At 63.8% G+C, this 24,569-nt stretch carries 22 protein-coding genes and 3 tRNA genes; 10 read left to right on the top strand and 15 right to left on the bottom strand.

Going from position 1 to position 24,569, the window contains the following annotated elements; genetic code table 11:
* The first annotated feature begins 9 nt into the window (after window positions 1-9).
* Entirely contained in the window at window positions 10-396 is a 387-nt protein-coding gene (locus tag ACSLGO_RS03290; protein ID WP_436399902.1) for a DUF5997 family protein, read from the top strand.
* A 130-nt stretch (window positions 397-526) separates the two neighbouring features.
* Here ACSLGO_RS03290 and ACSLGO_RS03285 read toward each other — a convergent pair.
* Window positions 527-609, bottom strand: a tRNA-Leu gene (locus ACSLGO_RS03285).
* 427 nt (window positions 610-1,036) lie between these two features.
* Here ACSLGO_RS03285 and ACSLGO_RS03280 point away from each other — a divergent pair.
* Genes ACSLGO_RS03280 through pknB form a run of 7 tightly spaced genes read left to right on the top strand, consistent with a single transcriptional unit; the run spans window position 1,037 to window position 10,273 of the window.
* Window positions 1,037-1,765 (top strand): FhaA domain-containing protein, encoded by a 729-nt coding sequence (locus ACSLGO_RS03280; protein ID WP_091600859.1) that lies wholly within the window; start codon window positions 1,037-1,039, stop codon window positions 1,763-1,765.
* On the top strand, window positions 1,765-2,250 hold the full coding sequence (locus tag ACSLGO_RS03275) for an FHA domain-containing protein FhaB/FipA (protein ID WP_091600860.1): 486 nt from the start codon (window positions 1,765-1,767) through the stop codon (window positions 2,248-2,250). The genes ACSLGO_RS03280 and ACSLGO_RS03275 overlap by 1 nt, the downstream gene beginning before the upstream one ends.
* Before the next feature lie 44 nt (window positions 2,251-2,294).
* The gene (locus ACSLGO_RS03270; RefSeq protein WP_436400012.1) at window positions 2,295-3,770 is read left to right on the top strand and encodes a PP2C family protein-serine/threonine phosphatase; all 1,476 of its coding nucleotides are present in this window, start codon (window positions 2,295-2,297) and stop codon (window positions 3,768-3,770) included.
* On the top strand, window positions 3,770-5,188 hold the full coding sequence (locus ACSLGO_RS03265) for an FtsW/RodA/SpoVE family cell cycle protein (RefSeq protein ID WP_091600861.1): 1,419 nt from the start codon (window positions 3,770-3,772) through the stop codon (window positions 5,186-5,188). Before ACSLGO_RS03270 ends, ACSLGO_RS03265 begins: the two co-directional genes overlap by 1 nt.
* The gene (locus tag ACSLGO_RS03260; RefSeq protein ID WP_436399900.1) at window positions 5,185-6,627 is read left to right on the top strand and encodes a peptidoglycan D,D-transpeptidase FtsI family protein; all 1,443 of its coding nucleotides are present in this window, start codon (window positions 5,185-5,187) and stop codon (window positions 6,625-6,627) included. Before ACSLGO_RS03265 ends, ACSLGO_RS03260 begins: the two co-directional genes overlap by 4 nt.
* Window positions 6,624-8,384, top strand: a complete 1,761-nt coding sequence (locus tag ACSLGO_RS03255) for a protein kinase domain-containing protein (protein ID WP_091600863.1) — start codon at window positions 6,624-6,626, stop codon at window positions 8,382-8,384. Before ACSLGO_RS03260 ends, ACSLGO_RS03255 begins: the two co-directional genes overlap by 4 nt.
* 5 nt (window positions 8,385-8,389) lie before the next feature.
* Window positions 8,390-10,273, top strand: a complete 1,884-nt coding sequence (gene pknB / locus ACSLGO_RS03250) for a Stk1 family PASTA domain-containing Ser/Thr kinase (protein WP_436399899.1) — start codon at window positions 8,390-8,392, stop codon at window positions 10,271-10,273.
* A gap of 18 nt (window positions 10,274-10,291) precedes the next feature.
* Here the strand turns inward: pknB and ACSLGO_RS03245 are convergent, their stop codons facing one another.
* The 3 genes from ACSLGO_RS03245 to ACSLGO_RS03235 are packed head-to-tail and all read right to left on the bottom strand — an operon-like array spanning window position 10,292 to window position 11,873.
* Window positions 10,292-10,936, bottom strand: a complete 645-nt coding sequence (locus ACSLGO_RS03245; protein ID WP_436399897.1) for an aminodeoxychorismate/anthranilate synthase component II — start codon at window positions 10,934-10,936, stop codon at window positions 10,292-10,294.
* Window positions 10,933-11,112, bottom strand: coding sequence for a hypothetical protein (locus ACSLGO_RS03240; protein WP_091600866.1), 180 nt, complete (start codon window positions 11,110-11,112; stop codon window positions 10,933-10,935). The genes ACSLGO_RS03245 and ACSLGO_RS03240 overlap by 4 nt, the downstream gene beginning before the upstream one ends.
* 14 nt (window positions 11,113-11,126) lie before the next feature.
* Window positions 11,127-11,873: a class E sortase gene (locus ACSLGO_RS03235; protein WP_226802387.1), complete on the bottom strand. Its 747-nt coding sequence runs from the start codon at window positions 11,871-11,873 to the stop codon at window positions 11,127-11,129.
* Between the two features lie 262 nt (window positions 11,874-12,135).
* Between ACSLGO_RS03235 and ACSLGO_RS03230 the strand changes: the two genes are divergently transcribed.
* Window positions 12,136-12,393, top strand: a complete 258-nt coding sequence (locus ACSLGO_RS03230; protein ID WP_091600868.1) for a cell division protein CrgA — start codon at window positions 12,136-12,138, stop codon at window positions 12,391-12,393.
* 699 nt (window positions 12,394-13,092) lie between these two features.
* On the opposite strand, the gene ACSLGO_RS03225 is transcribed toward ACSLGO_RS03230, so the two are convergent.
* Window positions 13,093-13,704, bottom strand: coding sequence for a rhomboid family intramembrane serine protease (locus tag ACSLGO_RS03225; protein ID WP_436399896.1), 612 nt, complete (start codon window positions 13,702-13,704; stop codon window positions 13,093-13,095).
* 303 nt (window positions 13,705-14,007) lie between these two features.
* Entirely contained in the window at window positions 14,008-14,550 is a 543-nt protein-coding gene (locus ACSLGO_RS03220; RefSeq protein WP_436399895.1) for a peptidylprolyl isomerase, read from the bottom strand.
* A 152-nt stretch (window positions 14,551-14,702) separates the two neighbouring features.
* Here ACSLGO_RS03220 and ACSLGO_RS03215 point away from each other — a divergent pair, with 152 nt between their 5' ends.
* Window positions 14,703-15,653 carry a hypothetical protein gene (locus ACSLGO_RS03215; RefSeq protein WP_436399893.1) on the top strand — a complete coding sequence of 317 codons (951 nt, stop codon included), beginning with the start codon at window positions 14,703-14,705 and terminating at the stop codon, window positions 15,651-15,653.
* A gap of 76 nt (window positions 15,654-15,729) precedes the next feature.
* Here ACSLGO_RS03215 and ACSLGO_RS03210 read toward each other — a convergent pair whose 3' ends face one another.
* From ACSLGO_RS03210 to recF, 9 genes are all read right to left on the bottom strand, one after another.
* Window positions 15,730-16,662 carry a DMT family transporter gene (locus ACSLGO_RS03210; protein ID WP_091600871.1) on the bottom strand — a complete coding sequence of 311 codons (933 nt, stop codon included), beginning with the start codon at window positions 16,660-16,662 and terminating at the stop codon, window positions 15,730-15,732.
* Window positions 16,663-16,822: 160 nt separating this feature from the next.
* Window positions 16,823-16,895: transfer RNA gene (locus ACSLGO_RS03205), tRNA-Ala, on the bottom strand.
* Window positions 16,896-16,961: 66 nt separating this feature from the next.
* On the bottom strand, window positions 16,962-17,081 hold the full coding sequence (locus tag ACSLGO_RS03200; protein ID WP_218054900.1) for a DLW-39 family protein: 120 nt from the start codon (window positions 17,079-17,081) through the stop codon (window positions 16,962-16,964).
* A gap of 45 nt (window positions 17,082-17,126) precedes the next feature.
* A tRNA-Ile gene (locus tag ACSLGO_RS03195) sits at window positions 17,127-17,200 on the bottom strand.
* 110 nt (window positions 17,201-17,310) lie between these two features.
* On the bottom strand, window positions 17,311-17,817 hold the full coding sequence (locus tag ACSLGO_RS03190; protein WP_091600872.1) for a DUF3566 domain-containing protein: 507 nt from the start codon (window positions 17,815-17,817) through the stop codon (window positions 17,311-17,313).
* Window positions 17,814-20,447, bottom strand: a complete 2,634-nt coding sequence (gene gyrA / locus ACSLGO_RS03185; RefSeq protein WP_325786176.1) for a DNA gyrase subunit A — start codon at window positions 20,445-20,447, stop codon at window positions 17,814-17,816. Before gyrA ends, ACSLGO_RS03190 begins: the two co-directional genes overlap by 4 nt.
* Before the next feature lie 48 nt (window positions 20,448-20,495).
* Entirely contained in the window at window positions 20,496-22,562 is a 2,067-nt protein-coding gene (gene gyrB, locus ACSLGO_RS03180; RefSeq protein WP_091600874.1) for a DNA topoisomerase (ATP-hydrolyzing) subunit B, read from the bottom strand.
* A 283-nt stretch (window positions 22,563-22,845) separates the two neighbouring features.
* Complete coding sequence (locus ACSLGO_RS03175) at window positions 22,846-23,391, bottom strand: DUF721 domain-containing protein (RefSeq protein ID WP_436399890.1); 546 nt, start codon at window positions 23,389-23,391, stop codon at window positions 22,846-22,848.
* Complete coding sequence (gene recF / locus ACSLGO_RS03170; RefSeq protein WP_436399889.1) at window positions 23,375-24,559, bottom strand: DNA replication/repair protein RecF; 1,185 nt, start codon at window positions 24,557-24,559, stop codon at window positions 23,375-23,377. Before recF ends, ACSLGO_RS03175 begins: the two co-directional genes overlap by 17 nt.
* Between the last annotated feature and the right edge of the window lie 10 nt (window positions 24,560-24,569).

The following is a 24,569-nucleotide window of genomic DNA, read 5'->3' as shown; positions in this document are numbered from 1 at the left end:
CCTTTAACCATGACCCCCCAAAAATCTTCCCAGTCCATGAAGCCTGAGACGGCTGCCAAGAAGCTGGGCATCTACCTTCCGGCTGCTCCCCAGGAGTTCCAGGACAACCCGGTGACCCGGGCACAGCTGGACGAGATGCAGTCCACGCCGCCGGAATGGCTGGCGGAACTGCGCCGCAACGGCCCGCACCCGCGGCCCGTGGTCGCCCAGAAACTGAACATTTCCATTGGCGGACTTGCGCGCGGCGGCATCACGGACCCGCTGACAACCGAGCAGATCAACGAGCTGCTCGCCTCGCCGCCGGAATGGCTTGTTGCTGAAAGGGCCAGCTTCGCGGCCGTCCGCGCCGAAAACCAGCGGCTCAAGAAGGAATCGGCCAGGAAGCCGCGCGGCTAGTGCCGTAGCCCGGCCTAGCCAACGCCCTCCTGCCGTCCCGCGGCAGGAGGGCGTTGCCGGTTTAACAGGGCACGGTGTCCCGGCATAAAAAAATCACCCCGATCAATTGACCGGGGTGATTCCCTGTTTGTGCGCGAGGGGGGATTTGAACCCCCACGCCCTTTCGGACACTGGCACCTGAAGCCAGCGCGTCTGCCGTTCCGCCACTCGCGCAAAGTGATTTCCCGTGTCTTCGGATGATCTCTAACTCACAGGTGTTTGTGAGGTTCACATCCCGATTCCTCGGGAACAGCAGAATCAAGCATACCGGCAATTTCCCGAAACACCTAAACGGCTCTTCCGCGGCTCCCCGGACCAGCCCCGGCCCGGGCTGGAAAGCCCGGGCTGCCGCGGCCCGGCGCTGCAGGATGTCCCCTCTCCAGGGCAGGCAAAGCGACGCCGGCGAAGGGAAATCCCGGCCTGGATTGGTCCGGGGACACCGCTAGGGTGTTAAGACAATTGCCAGCGGTCCCCAGTAGTATCGGAATGGACATACCCTGCCCAGTGCGTTCAACGCCCGTCATCCGTACGGGAGAGGGCGCTGTGCAGTAGCAGCAATCGCAGGTCCACGGTAGTTCCACGAACAGGGAAGGAGTCGGAGATGGGCATACTCGACAACGTCGAGCGCGGCATTGAACGAATGGTCCGCGGCGCTTTTTCCAGCGGGTCCTCCGGCCGCGTGGAGCCCCTTGAACTTGCCATAGCCCTGCGCCGTGAACTGGATGAGAAGTCCATGACCCTGGGCGAGGGACGGACACTGGCACCGAATGTCTTTACCGCGCGCCTCTCCGACGAAGATTTCGCCCGCGCCCAGGAATGGGGCGCCCCGCTGGCCGAGGAACTGTGCGACGTCGTCATCAAGCACGCGCGCAGCCAGTCCTACACCCTCCAGGGCGCGGTCCGGGTCTCCTTCACCCGCGATTCCTCGCTCAAGCCCGGTTCGCTGGCGATCGACTCGGCAACCGAAAAGACCCGGGCTTCCGCTGCACGCACTCCTCAGCCGCCCGCTCCGCGCCAGAGCCCCACCCGCATGCAGCCCGTGCTGGACATCGATGGGCAGCGGTACTCACTCAATGCCACCTCCGTGGTCCTTGGCAGATCCTCGGAAGCGGACATCCTTGTTGATGACACCGGCGTTTCCCGCCGTCACTTGGAAATCCGGACCGACGGCGGCACTGTCCGCGCCGTCGACCTCGGTTCAACCAACGGCAGCTACGTCAACGGCCAGAAAGTCCAGGGGGAAACCATCCTTACCGACGGCTCGACCATTGCCATGGGCAGGACCCGTATTGTCTTCCGCCTGCTCCCGGTCCGATCCGGAGGGCGCTGATGGACGGCTCATTGACCCTCACCCTGCTCCGTTACGGGTTCCTGATCCTGCTGTGGATCATGGTCCTGGGAGTTGTCGGTGCCATCCGGCGGGACCTGGTGCTCGGCGCCCGAAACCGGACCGGCGCACCCACAGCCCGCCAGATACGCAAGAATCCCGCGCTGGAGCGCGAGGCGGCACCGCCGGCCAAAGTGCAGGCCCGGCAGATGGTGGTGACTGAGGGCCCCCTGCGCGGAACCACCCTGGAACTGGCCTCCAGCCCCATCCTGCTGGGCCGTGCCCAGGAAGCCACACTGGTTCTTGAGGATGACTATGCTTCCGGCCGCCATGCCCGGCTTTTCCCCCAGGGCAGCCGCTGGTTTATTGAAGACCTTGGTTCCACCAACGGGACGTTCCTCGGAGGGTCCCAGCTCACCCGTGCCCAGCCCGTTGACCCCGGAGTGCCGATCCGCATCGGCAAAACAGTCATTGAATTGAGGCCCTAGCAGTGGCCCTGGTCCTTCGGTACGCTGCCCGCTCCGACGTAGGAATGGTTCGTTTCAAGAATGACGATTCTGCCTACGTTGGGCGCTACCTCGCCGTCGTCGCCGACGGCATGGGGGGCCACGCGGGCGGCAACGTAGCATCTGCATCCACGGTGCTGGACCTCGTCCACCTGGACCGCCCCGATCTCGAGGACCAGGCCGTCACCGTCCTGGCAGACGAAATCCAGGCCGCGAATTCATTGCTCTCGGAACTGGTGACCACCTCCCCGGAGCTCTCCGGAATGGGCACCACGGTAACCGCAATGCTGCTCCAGGGAGACCGGGTGGCCCTTGCACACATCGGGGATTCGCGGGCCTACCGCCTCAAGGACGGTGTCTTCGAGCAAATCAGCATCGACCACACCTTCGTGCAGCGGCTCATCGATGAAGGGCGCCTGCGGCCAGAAGAAGCCGAGTCACACCCGCACAAGAACGTGCTGATGCGCGTCCTGGGCGACGTCGATGCGAGCCCGGAACTCGATCTGGCAACCTTCGAGGTCGAGCCGGGCGAAAAGTGGCTGCTGTGCTCCGACGGGCTGAACGCGGTTCTGCGGGACAGCGACATTGAGGCCGTCCTCCGTGACTCCAAAGACCTTTCCACCGCAGTGGACACCCTGGTTGAGCTGACACTTGCCGGGGGTTCTCCGGACAACGTGACCGTGGCCGTCATCGAAGTGGTCGACGAGGCCGATGCTCCGGCACCGGCCCGCGAACCCGCCCCCGTCACGGCCGGCACGGCCGAAGTCCCCGCTGCGGCCGCCGAACGTCCCGCCGACACCAAGGACGGGGCGCAGGCCTCCGGCGGCGAGGAACCGGATGACGAGGAACGCGAGGCGGACAGCCCCGTCCGGGCCGAGGTTATCCGGCGCGATCTTGCTTCCCGTCCCCACCTGTTGGTGGGTGCCGCCTCGCTGGCCACCGAGACCGGGCAGATTCCCATTGTCACCAAGCGTTCGGCTGAACGCCGCGCTGCGCGCCTGCTCATGCACAAGGCAGACGACGACGCCGCTGCCCCCGAGACGCAGGCCCCCGAGCCGCCTCGGAAGCGCAGGCGCTGGATCCTCATCACCGTCCTGGCCGTCATTGCAGCCCTGCTCGCCTCGGTGCTGTGGGTGGGATACGCCTGGACGCAGACCCGCTACTACGTAGGGACAGCGGACAACCGCGTGGCCATCTACAACGGTGTCTCCCAGACACTCGGTCCGGTCAAGCTCTCCCATGTCACCGAGACAACCGACATTCCCGTCGACAGCCTGCCCGAGTACTGGCGCAGCAGGGTCAATGACACCGTTCCGGCCAAGGACCTGGTGCACGCGGAGCAGATTGTCGGCCAGCTTCGCGGCACCGCCAAGGCAATCCTGTGCCCTCAGCCCTCCGAGCCTGCGCCCTCGCCTTCCCCGTCCGTGCTGGCTGACGCCCTTGGCGCCAACAACGAGCCGGACGGGCTTCCTGCCATCAATTCATGTGGAGGGCAGCAGTGATGTCAGATATCACCGCCCCGGCCAAACCGCGCCGGAACATCGAGGCAGTGCTGCTGGTACTCGCGCTGGGCGTGGGCGTCGGGGCCAACATGCTGGTGGGCATTGACGAAGACCGCGCCTTCGATTCGGATTTCTGGGTCCAGGGCGGGACCCTCGTAGCCCTGGTCCTGGCCTTCCACGTCGTGCTGCGCTTCCGTGCCAAGTATGCCGATCCGGTAATACTTCCGATAGTCACTGCCCTGAACGGCGTTGGTCTCGCCATGATTCACCGCTTGGATATTGCCAACGGTGATGATGCAGCCGACCGTCAGCTGCTGTGGAGCACGGTGGCCGTGGCAGCAGCCATAGCCGTCATGTTCTTTATCAAGGACCACCGGATCCTGCGCCGCTATACCTACATTTCGCTGATCGTCAGCGCGTTGCTGCTCCTGCTGCCGCTGATGCCGGGCCTTGGACAGGAAATCAACGGTGCCCGGATCTGGATCAACGTTGGCTTCGGCACCTTCCAGCCCGGTGAAATCGCCAAGATCACGCTGGCCATATTCTTCGCAGGGTATCTATCGGCAAACCGGGACCTGATCCTTCTCGCCGGCCGCAAAGTGGGACCCCTGCAGCTCCCGCGCTTCAAGGACATGGGACCCATGATGGCAGCCTGGGCCGTGAGCATCGGCGTCCTGGTCTTCCAGCGGGACCTGGGCTCTTCCATCCTGTTCTTCGGACTCTTCATGGCCATGATCTACGTGGCCACCAGCCGGGTGAGCTGGGTACTGATCGGCCTGGCACTGATCGGCGCCGGCGGCTTCGTAGCCGTACAGCTCTTCAGCCACGTAGCACTGCGCATCGACAGCTGGATCAACGCGTTCGATCCGGAAGTCATAGCCCGTGTCCCCGGCGGCAGTTTCCAGGTGGTGAACGGCCTCTTTGGCCTTGCCAGCGGTGGCATGACGGGCACAGGGCTGGGCCAGGGCCGGCCGGACCTCGTGACCTACGCGAATTCGGACATGATCATCGCTGCCCTCGGCGAAGAGCTGGGCCTGATCGGAATCTTTGCGATCGTCCTCATGTATGTGCTGCTGGTTTCCCGCGGCTTCCGCGCCGCCCTTGGCACCAGGGACGGCTTTGGCAAGCTCCTGGCGTGCGGATTGTCCTTCACTATTGCCCTGCAGTGCTTTGTTGTCATTGGCGGTGTTACCCGCCTCATTCCGCTAACCGGCCTCACGACGCCGTTCATGTCCGCGGGAGGTTCGTCGCTGCTGGCCAACTGGATCATCGTGGCCCTCCTGCTGCTGATCTCGAACGCGGCGAGGCGCCCTGCCGCTACCGGGCTCCCCCTGGATATGGAACCGGCCCTGGCAGCACCGGGTGCAGACCGGGGCAAAACGTACGGCAAGGCAAGGAATGAGGTGACAGGCGCATGAACCAGGCAATCCGCAACTCCTGGATAGTCGCGCTGGCCATGTTCCTGGCCATCCTGTGCTCGCTGACCTACGTGCAGTTCTTTGCTGCGAACGAGCTCAATGCCAACCCGATCAACAATCGACAGCTCTACAAGGAGTTTGGCCAGAACCGCGGTTCAATTCTGGTTGACGGTGCTCCCATCGCGGAGTCCGTCCCGTCCAATGACCAGTTCAATTACCAGCGGGTCTACAACAACCCGGAGCTGTACTCGGCGCTGACCGGCTACTTCTCCCTGGTCCACGGCAGCTCGCAGCTGGAGCAGGCCCTGAGCGATGAGCTGTCCGGAAACAGCGACCAGCAGTTCTATGACCGGCTGGTCCAGCTCTTCTCCGGCGCCCAGGCGCAGGGCGCGTCGGTGGAACTGACAATCGATCCGCAGCTCCAGCAGATGGCCTACGACCTCATTCCGGAGGGCCAGCGCGGTTCGATAGTCATGATGGATCCCAAGACCGGCGACATCCTGGCCATGGTCTCAAAGCCTTCCTACGACACGAATCTCCTGGCCGGCCACGATACCCAGACCGTGGAAGCCAACATGGACCAGCTCCTCTCGGTTCCCGGGCTCTCCCCTTACCTGAACCCGGCCACCCAGTCACTGCTGGCCCCGGGTTCCACATTCAAGCTTGTTGACGCGGCTGCTGCCCTTGAAACCGGAAAATTCACCGCCGATTCGGTGATTCCTAACCCGCCGGCCCTGCCGCTGCCCGGAAGCACCGTTTCGCTGCCGAACTACACCAACGGTGCCTGCGCCAGCCGCAGTGAAGCGGACATCCAGTTCGCACTTGAACAGTCCTGCAATACTGTCTTCGCGCAGATTGCATGGGAAGTCGGGCAGGACGCACTGGCGGAACAGGCAGAGAAATTCGGTTTCGGCGAAACGTTCAGCATTCCCACACCAGTGACCGCCAGCAGCTTCCCCGAGACGGAGGACCAGGCGGAACTTGCCCTGTCCTCCATCGGCCAGGGCAGCGTCACAGCCACTCCCCTGCAGGTGGCCATGATTTCCGCGGCCATTGCCAACAACGGCGTGCAGATGACACCGAACCTGATCAAGACGGTCCGTGCACCTGACCTTTCAGTGCTCGACGAACCCGAGCCCAAGGTCCTCAACGAATCGATCAGTCCCGGCACGGCTGCACAGCTGACCGACTGGATGGTCAGCGTAGTAGACAACGGCACCGCCTCCGCAGCCAGGATCCCCGGGGTCAAGGTTGCGGGCAAGACCGGAACGGCAGAAGTCGAAGGCCGCGGCGACAACGCCTGGTTCACCGGTTTCGCCCCGGCAGAAGACCCGGAGGTGGTCATTTCAATCGTGATGGAAAACGTTGACCTGGCCACTGGATCCCAATTGACCACCCCAAGCGCGCAAAAACTCCTAGAGGCGGTGTTGAATAAGTGAGGCCTACATCGGGTATCACCTTAGGCGGCAGGTTCCAGCTGACCGATCGTATAGCGATCGGCGGCATGGGCGAAGTCTGGAAGGCGCGGGACCTTGTCCTGGGCCGGATAGTCGCCATCAAGATCCTCAAAGAGGAGTACACCGGCGATCCGGGCTTCCTGAACCGCTTCCGTGCCGAAGCGCGCCACACCGCCCTGCTCAACCATGAGGGCATCGCGAACGTCTTCGACTACGGCGAAGAAGAGGGATCCGCGTACCTGGTGATGGAACTGGTGCCCGGCCAGCCGCTGTCCACGATCATCGAGCGTGAAAAAGTCCTGTCTCCGGACCGGACCCTCTCCATCATCGGCCAGACCGCCACGGCCCTGGCCGTGGCACACCGGCAGGGCCTCGTGCACCGCGACGTCAAGCCGGGAAACCTGCTCATCATGCCTGACGGCCGGGTCAAAATCACTGACTTCGGCATTGCCCGCCTGGCCGATCAGGTGCCGCTCACTGCCACGGGACAGGTCATGGGCACGGCCCAGTACCTCGCACCCGAGCAGGCCACCGGCCAGCAGGCCACGGGATCCAGTGACATCTATGCCCTGGGCGTTATCGGGTACGAGCTGCTGGCCGGAACACGCCCGTTCTCCGGTGAATCCCAGATCGCCATCGCCCTGGCCCAGGTCAATGACACCCCGCCGCCGCTGCCTGAATCCATTCCCGCACCGGTGCGGGCGCTCATCATGTCCATGCTGGCCAAGGATCCGGCGGACCGCCCCGCTGATGCCGAGGCCCTGGCGCGCGCTGTAGCCGCTATCCGCCGCGGAGACATCGCTGCCGCCGAGCAGGCCGTACCCGGAATGCTGCTCTTCGGCCCGGGAGGAACCGCGGCAACCAGCGCTGTCACTGCGCCGGTCCCGATGCCGGGCAACACCTCTGCCACGCGCGTGGTGGACACTGCTCCCTCGACCTCTGCGCTTCCCGTGGCTTCGGCCGCAGGGCAGACCGGTTCGCTCGCTGCTTCCCGGGAATGGAACGAGGATGACGGCGACGGTGATGATGACGGCTATGACGAGTACGACGAACAGCAGCCCAAGCGCAAGAAGTGGCTCATCCCGCTGATCATCGTCCTCACCCTCGTGCTGGCAGGCATCATCGCCCTGGTGGTACTGAACCTCAACTCTGATCCGGCAGGCGACTCTGATCCGACGAGGTCGCCGTCCACGTCGGCGTCCAGCACGCCCACGCGAAGCAGTGCCTCCCCGACGTCGAGTTCCCCGTCCCCGACGCAGCCCTCTGCCAGCCCGACTCCGAGTGCAACGGTGGAAGAGATCACCATCAACGCCTCCCAGTACCAGGGCCGGAACGTCAACGAGGTTTCCCAGGAGCTCAGTGCCCTGGGACTGGCCGTGAGCAGGAACCCCGTGCCCTCCGACCAGCCTGAAGGTACGGTCCTGGATGTCAATCCGGTGGGCACCCTCTCCCGCGGAGACGCCGTCGCTATCACCTATTCCTCCGGCCCCGAACAGGTGACAGTTCCCGGCGGGCTGCTGAACCAGCCCGAGTCTTCGGTCAGCCAGCAGGTAGTCAATGCCGGCCTTGTCCCTGATGTGGTGCGCCAGCCGTCGAACGATGTACCGTCAGGCCAGGTGATCAGTGTCAATCCCCAGCAGGGAGCCACCGTAGCCAAGGGATCCACCGTCACCATCGTTGTTTCCACCGGTCCGGCATCCACCCCCGGCCCCAGCGGATCAAGCACTGACGGGTCCTAAAAACCATGAGTGCTGACAATGGACACCCAACGCTGAACACGGAGCGGATTCTTGACGGCCGCTACGAGGTCGGCGAGCTGATCGGCCGCGGCGGCATGGCAGATGTATACCTCGGCCGCGATTCACGCCTGGGCCGGGCCGTTGCTATAAAGGTGCTGCGTCCGGACCTGGCTCGTGATCCGCTGTTCCAGTCACGGTTCCGCCGGGAAGCCCAGGCCGTCGCCGGCTTGAACCACGCGTCGATCGTCTCCGTCTACGACACCGGTGACCAGGCGCCGGCCAATGGCTCTCCGGATCATCCCCGCCTGCCCTTCATCGTCATGGAGTACGTCTCCGGACGGACCCTGCGTGACCTGATCAAGGCGGGGGAGGTCAGCACTGACGATGCTGTGGATTACACGCTCGGCGTGCTTGCTGCCCTTGAATACAGCCACCGCTCGGGCATCGTCCACCGGGACATCAAGCCGGCTAACGTCATGGTGACCCGCGACGGGCACGTCAAGGTAATGGATTTTGGCATCGCCAGGGCGGTGGCGGATTCAGCGGCGACCATGACCCAGACCCAGGCCGTCATAGGAACCGCGCAGTATCTCTCTCCCGAGCAGGCCCGCGGCGAGACCGTCGATGCCCGCAGCGACCTTTACTCCGCTGCATGCCTGTTGTTCGAGATGCTAGCCGGAAGGCCCCCTTTTATAGGGGACAGTCCGGTGTCGGTTGCCTACCAGCACGTTCGCGAAGCTCCGCCCAAGGCCGCCAGCTTCAACCCGGAGGTCTCTGGCGCGCTCGAGTCCGTGCTGGAGCGCGCCCTGGCCAAAGACCGGAATGACAGGTACCAGAGTGCACACGATTTTCGGGACGCACTTCTCGCTGCCCGGAACGGAACGCCGGACACATTCCAGACCGCTGCCACGCAGGCAGTGCCCCATTCCCCGGTTTCCTCCGCTCCTATTCCGGACGAAGAACCGCGCACCCGCGCCATGGCACGGGTCCTAGAAGGCGGACCGCTGACAAGCATGTCTGCCGACGACCTTGATGAAACCCCAGAACCGCCATACGAAGACACCCGGAACCGGAAGCACGAACGGCGCGGAAGGCGGACCGCCTGGATCGTTACCTTGTTCGTGGCAATCGGGCTGCTCCTGGCTGCGGGCGGGATCTACGCATACAACCTCATGAACCAGCCCCCTCCTCCGCCCGCCACCGCGAGCATCCCGGATGTGGAGAACATGACGCAGACGGCAGCGATCAATGCGCTGCTCGAAAAGGGCTTCCGGGCCCCGGCCACTGAGTCCCAGTACAGCGACACGGTCGAATCCGGTCTCGCCATCGGCACAGAACCGGAGGCAGGCAGCACCGTAGCCTTGGACAGCGAGATCACCCTGTACATCTCACAGGGACCCTCTGCCATCCAGATTCCCGATACCCTCCCCGGGATGAGTGAAGCCCAGGCACGGGACACGCTGCGGCTGCTCGGTCTGCAGGGCGGAAACACCACCACCGTCAACAGTGCCACCGTTCCCGAAGGAAGGGTCATCGAGACGGCGCCCGGCGTCGGCACATCGGTCCAGATGGGCAGCACCGTGGACCTGGTCCTGTCCAGCGGCAAAGTCTCGGTTCCCAACGTCGTGGACATGGAGGTCGAAGAGGCCAGGGCCTTCCTCGCCGATCCTGCCTACGGCCTCGAGACAGAGGTGGAGGAAGTGGAGAACAGCGTGGTGGAGCCGGGAACAGTCACCGGTCAAAGCGCTCAGCCTGGAAGCGATGTGCCGCAGGGGAGCACGATTAAGCTGACCGTTGCCAAGGCACCTTCACCGTCGCCCTCGCCCTCGGCTTCCTCCGATTCCTCGGAGTCCCCGACAGGGCCGGGAAACCGCAGGGGCGGCGGCTAACAGCCAGGAACGAGGCCGCTAGGCCCTGGAACTGATAAGGGGGCTCAGGGTTGCTGCGTGAGCGGCTGCTCCAGCCAGGCCAAGCCCTTCCAGCCAGTTCCCCAGCATCTGGTACCCGCCTTCAGTAAGCACGGATTCAGGATGGAACTGGACGCCAGACAGCGGAGCAGTTCGGTGCCGAAGGCCCATGATGATCCCGCTCTGGGTCCGGGCCGTGACTTCCAATTCCTCCGGCACCGTCTCTGCTACCGCCGCGAGCGAGTGGTAGCGCGTCGCCGTCAGCGGGCTCGGCAGGCCGGCGAAAACGTCAGCTGATGAATGCTGGACCTCGGAAGTCTTTCCATGCATGAGTTCCGGTGCATGCGTAACGGTGCCGCCGAACGCCTCTGCCAGGGCCTGATGTCCCAGGCAGATGCCCAGCATGGGTTTGTTGTTGTCGCGGCACCAGCGAATCAGGTCGATGCAGACACCGGCCTCTGCCGGTGCGCCTGGACCGGGGGAGACCAGGACGCCGTCCCGCGTGGCCGCGAGTTCCCTGGCTTCGTCCAGGCTCACGTCGTCATTGCGGATGACTGTTGTCTGGGCGCCAAGCTCCTGGAGGTAGCCCACCAGGGTGTACACAAAGCTGTCGTAGTTGTCGACTACGAGGATGCTGGTGCTCATTGTGTTTCAGAACCGCCAATCGTTGAATCCGTGAGGGGCGCCAGGAAGCTGAATTCCGAGAACCATGGAAAAACCCAAACCATCAGGACGAGGACCACCGAGGCCGCCAGCGCCAGTGCCGTGAGGATTCGGACCCAGAGCGGCCCGGGGAGATGCCTGAATATCCAAGCGTACATTTTATCCCTGTCCTTCAGCGCCCGGCAACGAGCGCTGCGATTGCTTCGGGCGGCCCGGCCGAGGCAGGCTGCCATGATTCGAGTACCGCGTAGGAAATGAACCGCTCCTCTGACCCGAACCGGGGATTGCACGTGGTCAGGGTCAGGATCCGTTCTTCCGGAACAACACCCGGTTGCGTAGGTACGGGGGCCAACACGTCCACCTTGTCCGGGAGAACTATTTGGCTGTTGCGGTACACGTAGGTGTAGAAGCCCTGTGCTGTCTGGACGTAGATCCGATCGCCGGGCACCAGGGTATCCACCGCATCCAGTACCTGTCCGTGTGTCTGCCGGTGGCCTGCGAGAGCGAAGTTCCCCACCTCACCGGGCATGGCTGTCTCCGGGTAGTGCCCCAGTCCCAGGCTGTCCAGGACCTCGGGTCCGACACCCTCAGTCACTGGCCTGGCATGCTCCGGCCCAAACCGCGGAATGTAGATGGCCGCGAAGGTGGTTCCGTCGGACTCGGGAGCCGGAAGCACCGCCGGGTCTCCGTAGTCTCCTGGACCGGAGTCGGCAGGAACCTCCGGGACGGGACCGAACTGCGCGAAAAGTTCCTCCATGGCGGCTTCCTGTTTGCGGTCGGCCTCGATGTTGGTCCACCAGAGTTCCCACACTACGAATAGCACCAGGATCAGCCCGAGGGTAATAAGCAGTTCCCCGGCCACCTGGACTGCGAAGGCACCTTTACCCGGCTTTCGAGCGCGCGGACGCCGCTTGTCCACCGGAGACTGAGGCAACGGGAGCTGCGCGTCCCCACCCTGCCTGACCGTACTGTCCACATGGTCCTCTCGTGATCCTGCTGTGAATCCGGGCACGTCCCCGGCTCCCATTCGCTACGATTGGAAGGAAGGGCTTCCCGTAATGGCACCCGCCCAACGCAGTTACCCGTCAGGATATAGCTGCAGGCCGGGCCGGGCGACTATTTGGGAACCCAAGACCATATCCATGCCGGCATCGATTGAGCCGGTTCCGCTAGGAGGATCCGTGCCCGAGTCAAAGTCCCGCAAGAAGGCGGCAGCAGTGCCAGCAGAAGCACCTGCCAAGGGAAAGGCAGCGCCCAAGCCGAACCCAGTCTGGTACAAGCCCGTGATGTTCGGGCTGATGCTCATTGGCCTGATCTGGATCATCGTGTTCTACATCTCCGAGGGCGTCTACCCCGTACCGGCCCTGGGCGCCGGCAATATCCTCGTCGGCTTCGGCGTAGCGATTGTGGGCTTCCTGATGACTACGCGCTGGCGGTAGGCGCATAAAGCAACATTCGAGAACTCCCCGGACAGCGTCCGGGGAGTTCTTTTTTGCCTGCTGGATCTCCGGAACAGCCGCAGGGTTTTAAACAGGGATACCCACAGGCACAGTAGTTCTCCACACAGAGTTATCCACAGTCGTGGATAACTCTGTGTGTGGTCATTTCCCCACACACATCCGAGATGCTGCTCTGGCAGTGAACCCATCCACAGGCAGGGGTGGAAAAGCTGGGGACAACCGTCTCTCTGTTCCTTCGAACTTATGCCCAGCTTGTGTGAATAGTTATCCACATCTGTGGGTATCTCTGTGGCTACCCCTCGGTAGTTCGCTGCAAATAAAGGGAACCGAGTTATCCACAGCTGTGGAATTACATGTGTGTAACTAGAGCACGGCACTGGATAACTTTCCACAGAAGTTTCCCACCGGCTGTGCACAACGCGCCATCTGCCCTGTGGATAACGCCGCCATTTGATGAGGACGGAAACCGAGTCTGCCCTCTGGAGGACATCCCTGCCCTGAGTTACACAGTTGTAAGTTATTAACAATGTGGGTATCTCTGTGGATAAGAGAGTTCCATGCTGTGGAAAGCGTCCCCCACCAGCCGTCGCACACGCCGTACTGGACCGGATCAGGACCGTGAACACCAAAAAGGCCCCGCAGCCGGCGCTGCAGGGCCTTTCAGGAGAAGTATCCGTACTAGAAGCTCGGGGTCCAGACAAAACCAAGTACCACCAGGACAAGGGCAATGGCGGCCAGCCCGCCGAACTGGACGAGGGAACGGCGCGGACCCTTAGGAGCGTAGGCGAGCACGGCACCGCAGGCGGCGCCGGTCAGCAGGCCGCCGAGGTGGGCCTGCCAGGAAATACTGGGATAGAGGAAGCCCAGAACGAGGTTGATGCCGATGAGGACCAGGAGTGCTTTGACGTCCCCGCCGCGCTGTCTCTGGATCACGAAGAGGGCTCCAAACAGCCCGAAGATGGCTCCCGAGGCGCCGACGACCGCTTGGAAGGCCGGGGCAAGGATCAGGACACCGATCGATCCGCCCAGCGCAGAGACCAGATACAGAAGGATGAAGCGCGTCCTGCCCAGCAGAGGTTCAAGCGACCTGCCCAGCAGCCAGAGAGCATAGAGGTTGAAGGCGATGTGGAAAATAAAACCGGGGGAGTGGAGGAACGCGGCCGTCAGCATCCGCCAGGGTTCAATCTGGGCGTAAACCGGCGCGAACCACAGCAGCTCCGTAAACCCGGGGACCAGCCACTGGAGGGCATAGGCCGCAGCGCACAGCACCATCAGAGTGATGGTTACCACGGGTTTCCCGGTCCGGACGGCACCACCATACTGTGTGCGGTACCCGGGTGTCTGCCGGCGGCTTTCCCGGTAACAGTCGACGCATTGGATGCCTACCGGAGCCGTGTGCTGGCACTCGGGGCACGCAGCCCTGCCGCAGCGCTGGCACCGGATGTAGCTGACCCTGTCGGGGTGCCGCGGGCAGACGGGCACTTCATGTGCCGGGGTTCCGGCGGGTACTCCGTAGGACATGGTGTTGTGCTCCAGAAGTTCTAGAGAGGTATGCCCCGGCCGGCTTGGCCGGCCGGGGCACCGGCGAAACGGCTAGAGCTGCTCGACGGTGATGCTGTTGATGACAACGTCTTCGTTCGGCTTGTCCCGCATATCGGTAGGAACAGCGTTCAGTGCGTCAACGACGGCCTTGGACTCGTCGTCGGCCACTTCACCGAAGATGGTGTGCTTGCCCTGGAGCCAGGTGGTGGGCACGGAAGTGATGAAGAACTGGGAGCCGTTGGTGCCGCGGCCCATCTGGATTCCGGCGTTGGCCATGGCCAGCTTGTACGGCTCGGTGAAGTCCAGGTCGGGGCTGATCTCGTCGTCGAACTGGTAACCCGGTCCGCCCGTGCCGCGGCCCAGGGGATCGCCGCCCTGGATCATGAAGTCCTTGATGATGCGGTGGAAGATGGTTCCGTCATAGAGCGGGCGGCTGGTCTTCTCGCCGGTGCCCGGGTCGGTCCATTCGATTTCACCGGTTGCCAGGCCAATGAAGTTGCGGACAGTCTTCGGCGCGTGGTTGCCGAAGAGGTTGATCCGGATATCGCCCTTGGTCGTGTGGACGGTTGCTTTTGCGGTAGGAATAGCAGTCATACGCCTCATTCTTCCACGGCGGCCTTACAGGCGGCTGGAAATCGCCCTGTTCAGCGCACAGTGAAAATCCCCTGCCCTGGGGCGCTCTGATAGCACAGAACCGGCATTGCACGTAGGCTAAGGCTGAACCGTCACTATCCTGGGAGGTAGTTTTGAACAAGAAGGACCGCATTGCCCGTGACTTCGAAGCGAATGTCACCGCAGGCGTGGAAACGGCGCGTGACTGGGCAACCCCCAAAGTAGAGGCCGCCGTCGGATGGGCAGTTCCCCGCATCGAAAAGGGAATTGAGACCGCATCTCCGAAGATCCAGGACGGACTCAAGCGTGCAGCAGATGAGATCGCGCAGGGCGTAGCAGTCGTGACGCCGCGGCTCCAGGACGGTCTGCAGAAAGTCGGCCCCAGGATCAGCCAGGTTGTTGACGACGCAGCACCGAAAATCCAGACCACGCTGGACAAGGCATCCCCTGCCCTGACCCACGCCAAGGACAAGGTTGTGGACAACTACATTCCCACCCTGTCTTCGCGCATTGGCGAGGCAGCAGACTCAGTGTCCCGCCAGCTGGGAACCGCCACGGTTCCGGTCCAGACCGCCGTTGCCAAGGCAACCGGTAACAAGAAGGCGCTGAAGAAGGCCCAGAAGGCTGCTGCCAAGGCCGCCAAGGAAGCCCGGAAGGGTAAGAACGGCGGCAAGGGCTGGCTCATCTTCGGCATCATTGCCTCCGCAGTGGTAGCCGGCGTTGCTGCCTGGCGGGCCTCGCGTCCGGTCGAGGATCCCTGGAAGACTCCGGCTCCGGCCCAGCCTTCCGTCCCGGTCCCCGCTCCGGCTCCCGCGGCAAAGCCTGCCGAAGAAGCCAAGCCCGCGGCAGAGACCAAGCCCGCGGCCAAGGCAGCCGAAACGCCGGTGGAACAGGCCAAGGACACGGCAGCCACCGCTGCACAGAAGGCTAAGGAAGCGGCACAGAATGTGAAGGAAGCCGCTGCTTCGAGCGCTGAGAAGGCAACCGACAAGGCCGGCGAAGCCGTTAAGAAGACCCAGGAGGCAGCCGCAACGAAGTCCGGCGGCGCCCACGCAGAAACCAAGGCTGACAAGCCGCAGAAGTAACCCTGTCCCGGCGGATTGCCGGGACAGTCACGGAGGGGCCGGAAGCCAGTTGGCGTCCGGCCCCTCCGGCGTTAAGTCAGCGTTCCACGTCTCCGCCCAGCGCCGGCGGGGCCGGCGGAAGCGGGTCCTCCTTTGACGACGGCGGCAGCGCCTCTTTCTTCTTCGCCTGTCCCAGCAGGACGACGGCGAGGCCCGCCAGGATGACCGCCAGCCCCGCGTAGGTGCCGCCTGGCAGTTCCTCCCCCAGGAAGATCGCGGCAAGGATCGCTGCCCCCGGTATTTCCAGCAGGATGATCATGGAGACCACCAGCGGGCTGATGACGGCCAGCAGGTGGTTGAACACGGTGTGCCCCAGCAGCTGGGCCATGACGGTGACACCGAGGATTCCCGCCCAGGCAGCCGGGGAAAAGCCAATCACGGGCTGCTGGAAGGCCAGGCACAGCACGGCCAGGATCAGGGCACAGAAGCCGTAGCAGAGGGTGGTGTAGGTGCCGGTGGACATGGTCCGCCGGGCTTTGCCTCCGGCAATCGTGTACAGGCCTGCCAGCGCGCCGCCTGCCACGGCCAGGCCGTCACCCAGCAGCGCTTCGGGGGAGAGACCCAGGTCGAATCCGGTAATCACCAGGACGCCGGCAAACGCGATGACCAGCCCCGCCAGTGTCTTCGGTGCAACGCGGCGCCCGCGGAAGACGTCGAACAAAGCGATCCAGCCAGCCTGCAGGCAAACCAGTGCGGTGGCAACCGCCACCGAGGTCAGCTGCAGGGCCGTGATGAAACAGGCAAAGTGCAGGGCCAGGGCCAGAGAAGCCAATGCCGTCCACCGCAGTTCTGTGCGGCTGAGGTTCCGGAACTGGTCCCGGCCGCGGATCCCGGCGGGAACTCCCATGATGACGGCGCCCAGTGCATTGCGCCACAACGCGATCGCGAGGGCCGGTGCGGCAGTGGCTGCCATGATGGGTCCGGACGCGGAGACGCCCAGCACGCCGATAACGGCGAGGAAAAAGGTCATTCCCCGAGGTTATCCGTCCGTCCGTTCCGGCGGTGTTCCTGCGCCGTACGGTCGGCTTTGTGTCGGCCCGGATCGGTGTCCCGCAGAGGTGGGGCTAGCCAAAGCCGCGGGTGTGGTTAAAGCAGAAAGTCCCGGCCATCAGGCCGGGACTTTCTTTCGGTGGAGGCACGGGGACTCGAACCCCGAACCCCCTGCTTGCAAAGCAGGTGCGCTACCAATTGCGCCATGCCCCCGAATTTGGAACTTCACCAGTATATCCCACCTGGAACAGTGGTCAAACCGGCCGATCCTTAGTGGAGCTACTCGACTTTATCGGTCGAGGCCTTCCAGATGGATTTCTCCGCGGCAGTTTCCTGCCATTTCCGGAAAGCGAAGACTCCCGCTGCAGTCGCCGCTGCAATCGCAATCAGCTTCTTCACAGGTGTCTCCTTGCCGTTGTGGTTGACTGTTTTCACAGTCTTCCGTGGGCGTACCAGGACTTGAACCTGGGACCTCTTCGTTATCAGCGAAGCGCTCTAACCGCCTGAGCTATACGCCCCGATACCTCACCGGGCCGAGATAAGACTCTACCGTACCCTCGACCACTTCAACAAATCCGCTGGATTCTTCCGGTGCGGAGCAGCTGTCCGCACCGGAAGATAAGCGGAATTAGTCGTCAGTAAGGGTGACGCCGATGCCGCCCACCAGAGTGGAGGCGATGTTGTACAGCACGGCCGAAAGCATCGACAGTGCCGTCAGGAGCAGGACATTGACGACGGCGATGATCGTCGCGAAGGAGACCACCTGTCCCAGTGACGCAAACTCGCGCAGGTCGAACCCGCCGGATTCGGAGCCTGCGATCTCACCCAGGAGGCGGTTCACCTGGTCGAAAATGCCGGTGAGGTCCAGGACCGTCCACAGGACGATCGCGGCCACTACCGTGACCACTCCGAGGGCGACAGAGAGCAGAAAGGACATCTTCAGGACCGACCACGGGTCGATCTTGCTTACCAGCAGGCGGGCCTTGCGGGCCTTTGCCTTGGGTGCCGGCTTGACCAGCGGCTGCCGGTTGCCGCCTGGCGCGCTCTGACCCGTCCCAGGCCGCTGCGCGGGCCGGGCCGGGGTCTTCACCCTCGGACCGCCGCCGGACCTGGCGTTAGAGTTGGTCGAGCTCACTCGGTACCTCCATCTTCAGCAGACTGCGCGTCGGGCCCAGCCGTTTTGTCTGTAGACAACGGTACTTCATCCGCAGGTACCTCCACAGACTCACCGTCGGCGGCTGCCTCGTCCTCGTCCGCTTCCACGGCGAGGTCACGCTCGGAGTTACGGGCCACCGCAATGATGCGATCGTTTTTATCCGGCTTGGCGAAAATGACGCCCATGGTGTCGCGGCCCTTGGCAGGAACCCCTGAGACCGCGGAGCGGACTACCTTGCCGCCCTGCATGACCACCAGGACTTCGTCCTCTTCCTGGACAACCATGGCGCCTACCAGATGGCCGCGGTCCTCGTTGTACTTGCCAACCTTGATGCCAAGTCCGCCTCGGCCCTGGACCCGGTACTCATCCACGCTGGTGCGCTTGGCGTAGCCGCCCTCGGTCACGATGAAGACAAAGGAATCTTCGGTGACAACGTCGGCTGCAAGCAGTTCATCATCCTCACGGAACTTCATGCCGGTGACGCCCGAGGTGGCGCGTCCCATCGGGCGCAAGGCCTCGTCGGTGGCGGTGAAGCGCAGGGACTGGCCCATCCGGGATACGAGCATCAGGTCATCGGTTTCGGAGACCAGCTGGGCCGAAACCACTTCGTCGCCCTCACGCAGGTTGATCGCGATGACACCTGCTGAACGATTGGTGTCGTAGTCGGAGAGCTGGGTCTTCTTCACCAGGCCGCGCTTCGTGGCAAGCACCAGGTACGGGGCGGCCTCGTAGTCGGGCAGGTCAAGGACCTGGGCAATGTGCTCTCCGGGCTGGAAGGCCAGCAGGTTCGCCACATGCTGGCCCTTCGCGTCGCGCCCGCCTTCTGCCAGCTCATAGGCCTTGGCGCGGTAGACCCGGCCCAGGTTGGTGAAGAAGAGCAGCCAGTGGTGCGTGGTGGTGACGAAGAAGTGCTCCACGACGTCGTCGCCGCGCAGCTGTGCGCCGCGGATACCCTTACCGCCGCGGTGCTGTGCCCGGTAGTTGTCGCTGCGGGTGCGCTTGACGTATCCGCCGCGGGTGATGGTGACGACCATTTCCTCTTCGGGAATCAGGTCTTCCATGCTCATGTCGCCGTCGTAGCCCATCAGGACCTTGGTGCGGCGCTCGTCGCCGTGCTTCTCCACGATTTCGGCCAGCTCTTCGCTGACGATGCCTCGCTGGCGTTCCTCGGAAGCGAGGATGGCGTTGTATTCGGCGATTTCGATTTCCAGCTTGGCGTGCTGGTCCTGGATCTTCTGCCGTTCCAGCGCGGCCAGGCGGCGCAGCTGCATGTCCAGGATGGCCTGGGACTGCAGTTCATCAATGTCCAGCAGCTGCATCAGGCCGGTGCGCGCCTCATCCACGGTGCTGGAGCGGCGGATCAGGGCAATGACCTCGTCCAGGGCATCCAGTGCCTTGAGCAGGCCGCGCAGGATGTGCGCAACTTCCTCGGCCTTGCGCAGCCGGTAGCGGGTGCGCCGGACAATGACCTCGAGCTGGTGGGTGACCCAGTGGCGGATGAACGCGTCCAGGCTCAGCGTCCGGGGCACGCCGTCTACGATTGCCAGCATGTTGGCGCCGAAGTTGTCCTGCAGCTGCGTGTGCTTGTACAGGTTGTTCAGCACAACCTTCGCGACGGCGTCGCGCTTGAGCACGATCACCAGGCGCTGGCCGGTGCGTCCGGAGGTTTCATCGCGCATGTCGGCGATGCCGGTGATCTTGCCGTCCTTGACCAGTTCGGCGATCTTGATGGCCAGGTTGTCCGGGTTGGCCATGTAGGGCAGCTCGGTGACGACCAGGCAGGTACGTCCCTGGATTTCCTCCACATTGACCACGGCGCGCATGGTGATGGAGCCGCGGCCGGTGCGGTAGGCGTCTTCGATGCCCTTGTGGCCCAGGATGGTGGCGCCGGTGGGGAAGTCGGGTCCCTTGACGCGCTTGATCAGTTCTTCGAGCAGCTCCTCGTTGGAAGCCTCCGGGTGCTGCAGGTACCACTGCACACCGTCCGCTACCTCGCGCAGGTTGTGCGGCGGGATGTTGGTGGCCATGCCGACGGCGATGCCCGAGGAACCGTTAACGAGCAGGTTCGGGAAGCGGGCCGGCAGGATGGTGGGTTCCTGGTTGCGGCCGTCGTAGTTGTCCATGAAGTCGACGGTTTCCTCGTCGATGTCACGGACCATTTCCATGGCCAGCGGAGCCATCTTGGTTTCGGTGTAACGCGGTGCGGCAGCGCCGTCGTTGCCCGGGGAACCGAAGTTGCCCTGGCCAAGGGCCAGCGGTGCACGCATGACCCAGTCCTGGATCAGGCGGACCAGCGCATCGTAAATCGCCGAGTCGCCGTGCGGGTGGTACTGGCCCATGACTTCGCCGACCACGCGGGCGCACTTGTTGAAGGAGCGGTCGGGCCGGTAGCCGCCGTCGTACATCGCGTAGATGACGCGGCGGTGCACCGGCTTCAGGCCGTCCCGCACGTCCGGCAGGGCTCGCCCGACGATAACCGCCATCGCGTAGTCCAGGTAGGAGCGCTGCATTTCAGTCTGCAGGTCGATCTGCTCCACGCGGTCGGAGATCACGTTCCCGCTGATGGGTTCGAGTTCGCCGCCCGGGACCTCCGGGGTCTCATCACTCATTGGTTGTGTTCCGTTCTAAGTTCTTGAAAAGTCCGGGTAGCTGCGGCACTAGATGTCCAGGAACCGGACATCCTTGGCGTTCTGCTGGATGAAGTTGCGGCGGGACTCGACGTCCTCACCCATGAGCACCGAGAAGATCTGGTCCGCGGATGCGGCGTCGTCCATGGTGACCTGCAGCAGCGTGCGGTGGTCGGGGTCCATGGTGGTGTCCCAGAGTTCGGTGTAATCCATTTCGCCCAGTCCCTTGTAGCGCTGGATGCCGTTGTCCTTGGGCAGGCGCTGGTTGTTCGCCAGGCCGCGGGCAACGACTTCGTCGCGCTCCCGGTCGCTGTAGACATAGTCGTGCGGGTGGTTGGACCACTTGATGCGGTACAGCGGTGGCTGCGCCAGGTAGACGTAGCCCTGCTCGATCAGCGGGCGCATGTAGCGGAAGAGCAGCGTCAGCAGGAGGGTAGTGATGTGCTGGCCGTCGACGTCGGCATCGGCCATCAGCACGATCTTGTGGTACCGGGCCTTCTCCACGTCGAAGTCCTCGCCGATCCCGGCGCCGAAGGCTGTGATCATGGACTGGACTTCCGCGTTGGACAGGGCACGGTCCAGGCGGGCACGCTCCACGTTCAGGATCTTGCCGCGCAGCGGCAGGATGGCCTGTGTTTCCGGGTTCCGGCCGCGGACGGCCGAGCCGCCGGCGGAGTCACCCTCCACGATGTAGATCTCGGACCGCGAGGGGTCCTTGGAGGAGCAGTCCTTCAGCTTGCCGGGCATTCCGCCGGACTCCAGCAGTCCCTTGCGGCGCGTGGATTCGCGGGCCTTGCGGGCAGCGAGCCGCGCCTGGGAAGCCTGGATGGACTTGCGGATGACGTCGCGGGCCGGGCCGGGATTGCGTTCCAGCCAGTCACCGAGCTGGTCCGTCACCACGCGCTGGACGAAGCCCTTGACCTCGGAGTTGCCGAGTTTGGTCTTGGTCTGCCCCTCGAACTGCGGTTCGGCGATCTTCACGGAGATGACGGCGGTGAGGCCTTCACGGATGTCATCGCCCGTGAGGTTGTCGTCCTTCTCCTTGATGATGTTCTTCTCGCGGGCGTACCGGTTGATCAGCGAGGTCATGGCTGCACGGAAGCCTTCTTCGTGCGTACCGCCTTCGTGCGTGTTGATCGTGTTCGCGTAGGTGTGGACACTCTCGGAGTAGGCGGTGGTCCACTGCAGGGCCATTTCCACGGCCATCTTCTTGTCATTGTCTTCGGTTTCGAAGGCAATGATGTCGTCGTGGATGACCTCCACCTTTTTGGAGCTGTTCAGGTGGTGGACGTAGTCCAGCAGGCCGTTGGCGTACATGTAGTCGACCATGCGGTGCTTGGGAGCGTCCTCGGCCTCGGTGGCGTCGTCGGCGATTTCCTCTGCCGTCTCGTCCGGTGCGCGTTCGTCGGTCAGGACGATGCGCAGGCCCTTGTTCAGGAATGCCATCTGCTGGAAGCGCGCACGGAGGGTCTCGAAATCGAACTCCGTGGTCTCGAAGATTTCCGGGTCCGGGTAGAACGTCTGGGTGGTGCCCGTTTCTTCCGTTTCCTCGCCCTTGCGGAGGCTGCCCACCGGGTGTCCGCCGTTTTCGAAGGACTGGTGCCAGACGAAGCCCTGGCGCTTGACCTGGGTTTCGACGCGGGCAGAAAGGGCGTTGACTACGGAGATGCCGACGCCGTGCAGGCCGCCGGAGACGGCGTATCCGCCGCCGCCGAACTTTCCGCCGGCGTGCAGGATGGTCATGACAACCTGGACCGTCGGCATGTTCTCGGTCGGGTGCATGTCCACGGGGATGCCGCGGCCGTTGTCGGATACGCGGACGCCTCCGTCGGCCTGCAGTGTCACGTCGATGCGGTCGCAGTATCCGGCGAGTGCTTCGTCAACCGAGTTGTCCACCACTTCATACACCAGGTGGTGCAGACCGCGGGGACCGGTGGAACCGATGTACATACCCGGGCGCTTGCGCACAGCTTCCAGGCCTTCGAGGACAGTGATCTCGTTGGCACCGTATTCGTGCGGTGCCAGGGCCTCGCTGTCTTCCTGGGGGACGGGCTCCGTGTTGTCTAGCTCGTTGCCAAGCTCATTGTCGTTAGCCACAGGTGCTGTCGACTCCTCTTGTGTCGGTCAGAATTTGGCACCCCGTCCTGCAGCGGACAGGGCGCCTCTATTACCAATTCTACCGTGCTAAGGGGACCTTTGCTGGCCAAAACACCCCTCCAGCGGCCACTAAAGCGGCTTATGAGCGGTTTTCAAACACTTCCACGGCTCCGGATACGTCCTGCAGGGTTTGCAGCCCGCAAACCCGCACGGAGCGCGTGTGAACGCGAGCACAAAAGGACCGGTTTTTCAACAACTTTTTTCATGCCCATTCCGCCGCCTGCTAACCGTAGGTGTCCCGGGGACCGCGGCCCTTGACGCTGCGCAGGCCCTTGCGCCAGTTCGGCGCTGCCGGACCAATGACTTCAATGCGGGTGACGACGCCGCTGCCAAGTTCGGCGTCGAAGCGTTCAATGAGTGCCGAGCGGAGCAGCCGCAGCTGGGTCGCCCAGGCGGTGGAGTCGCACCGGACCTGGACAGTGGTGTCGGAGAAGGACTCCGGTTTGCAGTGGGCGCTGACATCCGGGCCAACAAGCTCTTCCCAGCGCGAGATGACGGACCCTACCGCCACCGGCGAATTCCAGCCCCGTTCGTTGACGAAGAGGCTGAAGACCTTCCCCAGGCCCTGGGGGTCGCGGCCGGTGTACTCCCCCGGAATGAACGGCGCGGATTTGCGCGCAGTCTTCCGCCTGGCGGACGGAACCCGCTGGTTCCCGCGCGCCTGCGCTGCCTGCCGCATCCGGTTCAGCTGTTCCTGGGCGGCATCCGGCAGATCGTTTTCAAGGGGTTCCGAACCGTCCCGGCTTGCCGGTTCATCCTGCGGCTGCACGGATTCCTCCGGGGATGACGGGGATCTGGTCTCCTGCCAGGGATTCGGGGATGTCCTCGGCAACGGCAGCCGTCACGAGCACCTGCTCGGCTCCCGCCACGATCGACGCGAGCCGGCCCCGGCGTCCGGCGTCGAGCTCAGCGAAGACGTCATCCAGGATCAGGATGGGCCCGGAGCCCGGCGTTGGATCGTCGTCGCGCAGCAGGTAGTAGGAGCCAAGGCGCATGGCCAGGGCCAGGGACCAGGTCTCGCCGTGCGAGGCATAGCCCTTGGCCGGTGCCTGCCCCAGAACAAGCTCGACGTCGTCGCGGTGCGGCCCCACGAGCGACACTCCGCGGTCGATCTCGCGTTTGCGGTTTGCGGCGAAAGCCTGCAGGAACCGTTCGCGCAGCTCTTCCTGGCTAAGCGCCAGCAGTTCTGCCGGATCGGCACCGGACGGTGAGGCGCCGTCGTCGTCCACTTCGCCGAGAAGCGTGGAGCGGTACGTCCCGCGGGCCTCCTTCGAACCGTCGGTGAGGTCCTGGTAAGCGCCCTGGAGATGCGGGCTGAGCAGGTCAATCGCGTGGAGGCGGGCGGAAACCAGCTGCGCACCAGCCTCGGCCATGTGGTGGTCCCACACCTCAAGCGTGGCTTCATGGGCGGAAGTGAACCGGCCACTGATCCGCGCGGATTTCAGCAGTGCATTGCGCTGTTTCAGGACGCGCTCATAATCTGCCCGGGTTGCAGCATGCCGCGGTACCAGGGAAACGATCAGGTCATCGAGGAAGCGGCGGCGGGCCGAGGGGTCGCCCTTGACCAGGGCAAGGTCTTCCGGGGCGAAGAGAACGGTCCGGCAGATGCCCAGGATGTCCCGGGCACGGACCGGATTGGCCCGGTTGATGCGGGCCCGGTTGGCGCGGCCCGGGTTGATTTCGACTTCCAGCGCCGTGGCCTGGGAACCGCGGAGGACGCGTGCCCGAACGAGTGCCTGTTCGGCGTCGAACGCCACCAGCGGCGCATCGGAACTCACCCGGTGGGAGGAAAGCGACGCGAGATAGCCGATCGATTCGACGATGTTGGTCTTTCCCGTGCCGTTGGGGCCCACGAAGACACTGACGCCGGGGTTCAGGCTGAGGTCAAGCTGCTTGTAGCTGCGAAAACCGGTCAGGGAAAGGTAATCAACGTACACGCTGCTCCAC

The sequence above is a fragment of the Arthrobacter sp. IK3 genome, from assembly GCF_051337705.1.
GTDB lineage: Bacteria > Actinomycetota > Actinomycetes > Actinomycetales > Micrococcaceae > Arthrobacter_B > Arthrobacter_B koreensis.
Note: the sequence above shows the minus strand (reverse complement) of the source record. Positions and strands in the feature narration are given on the sequence as shown.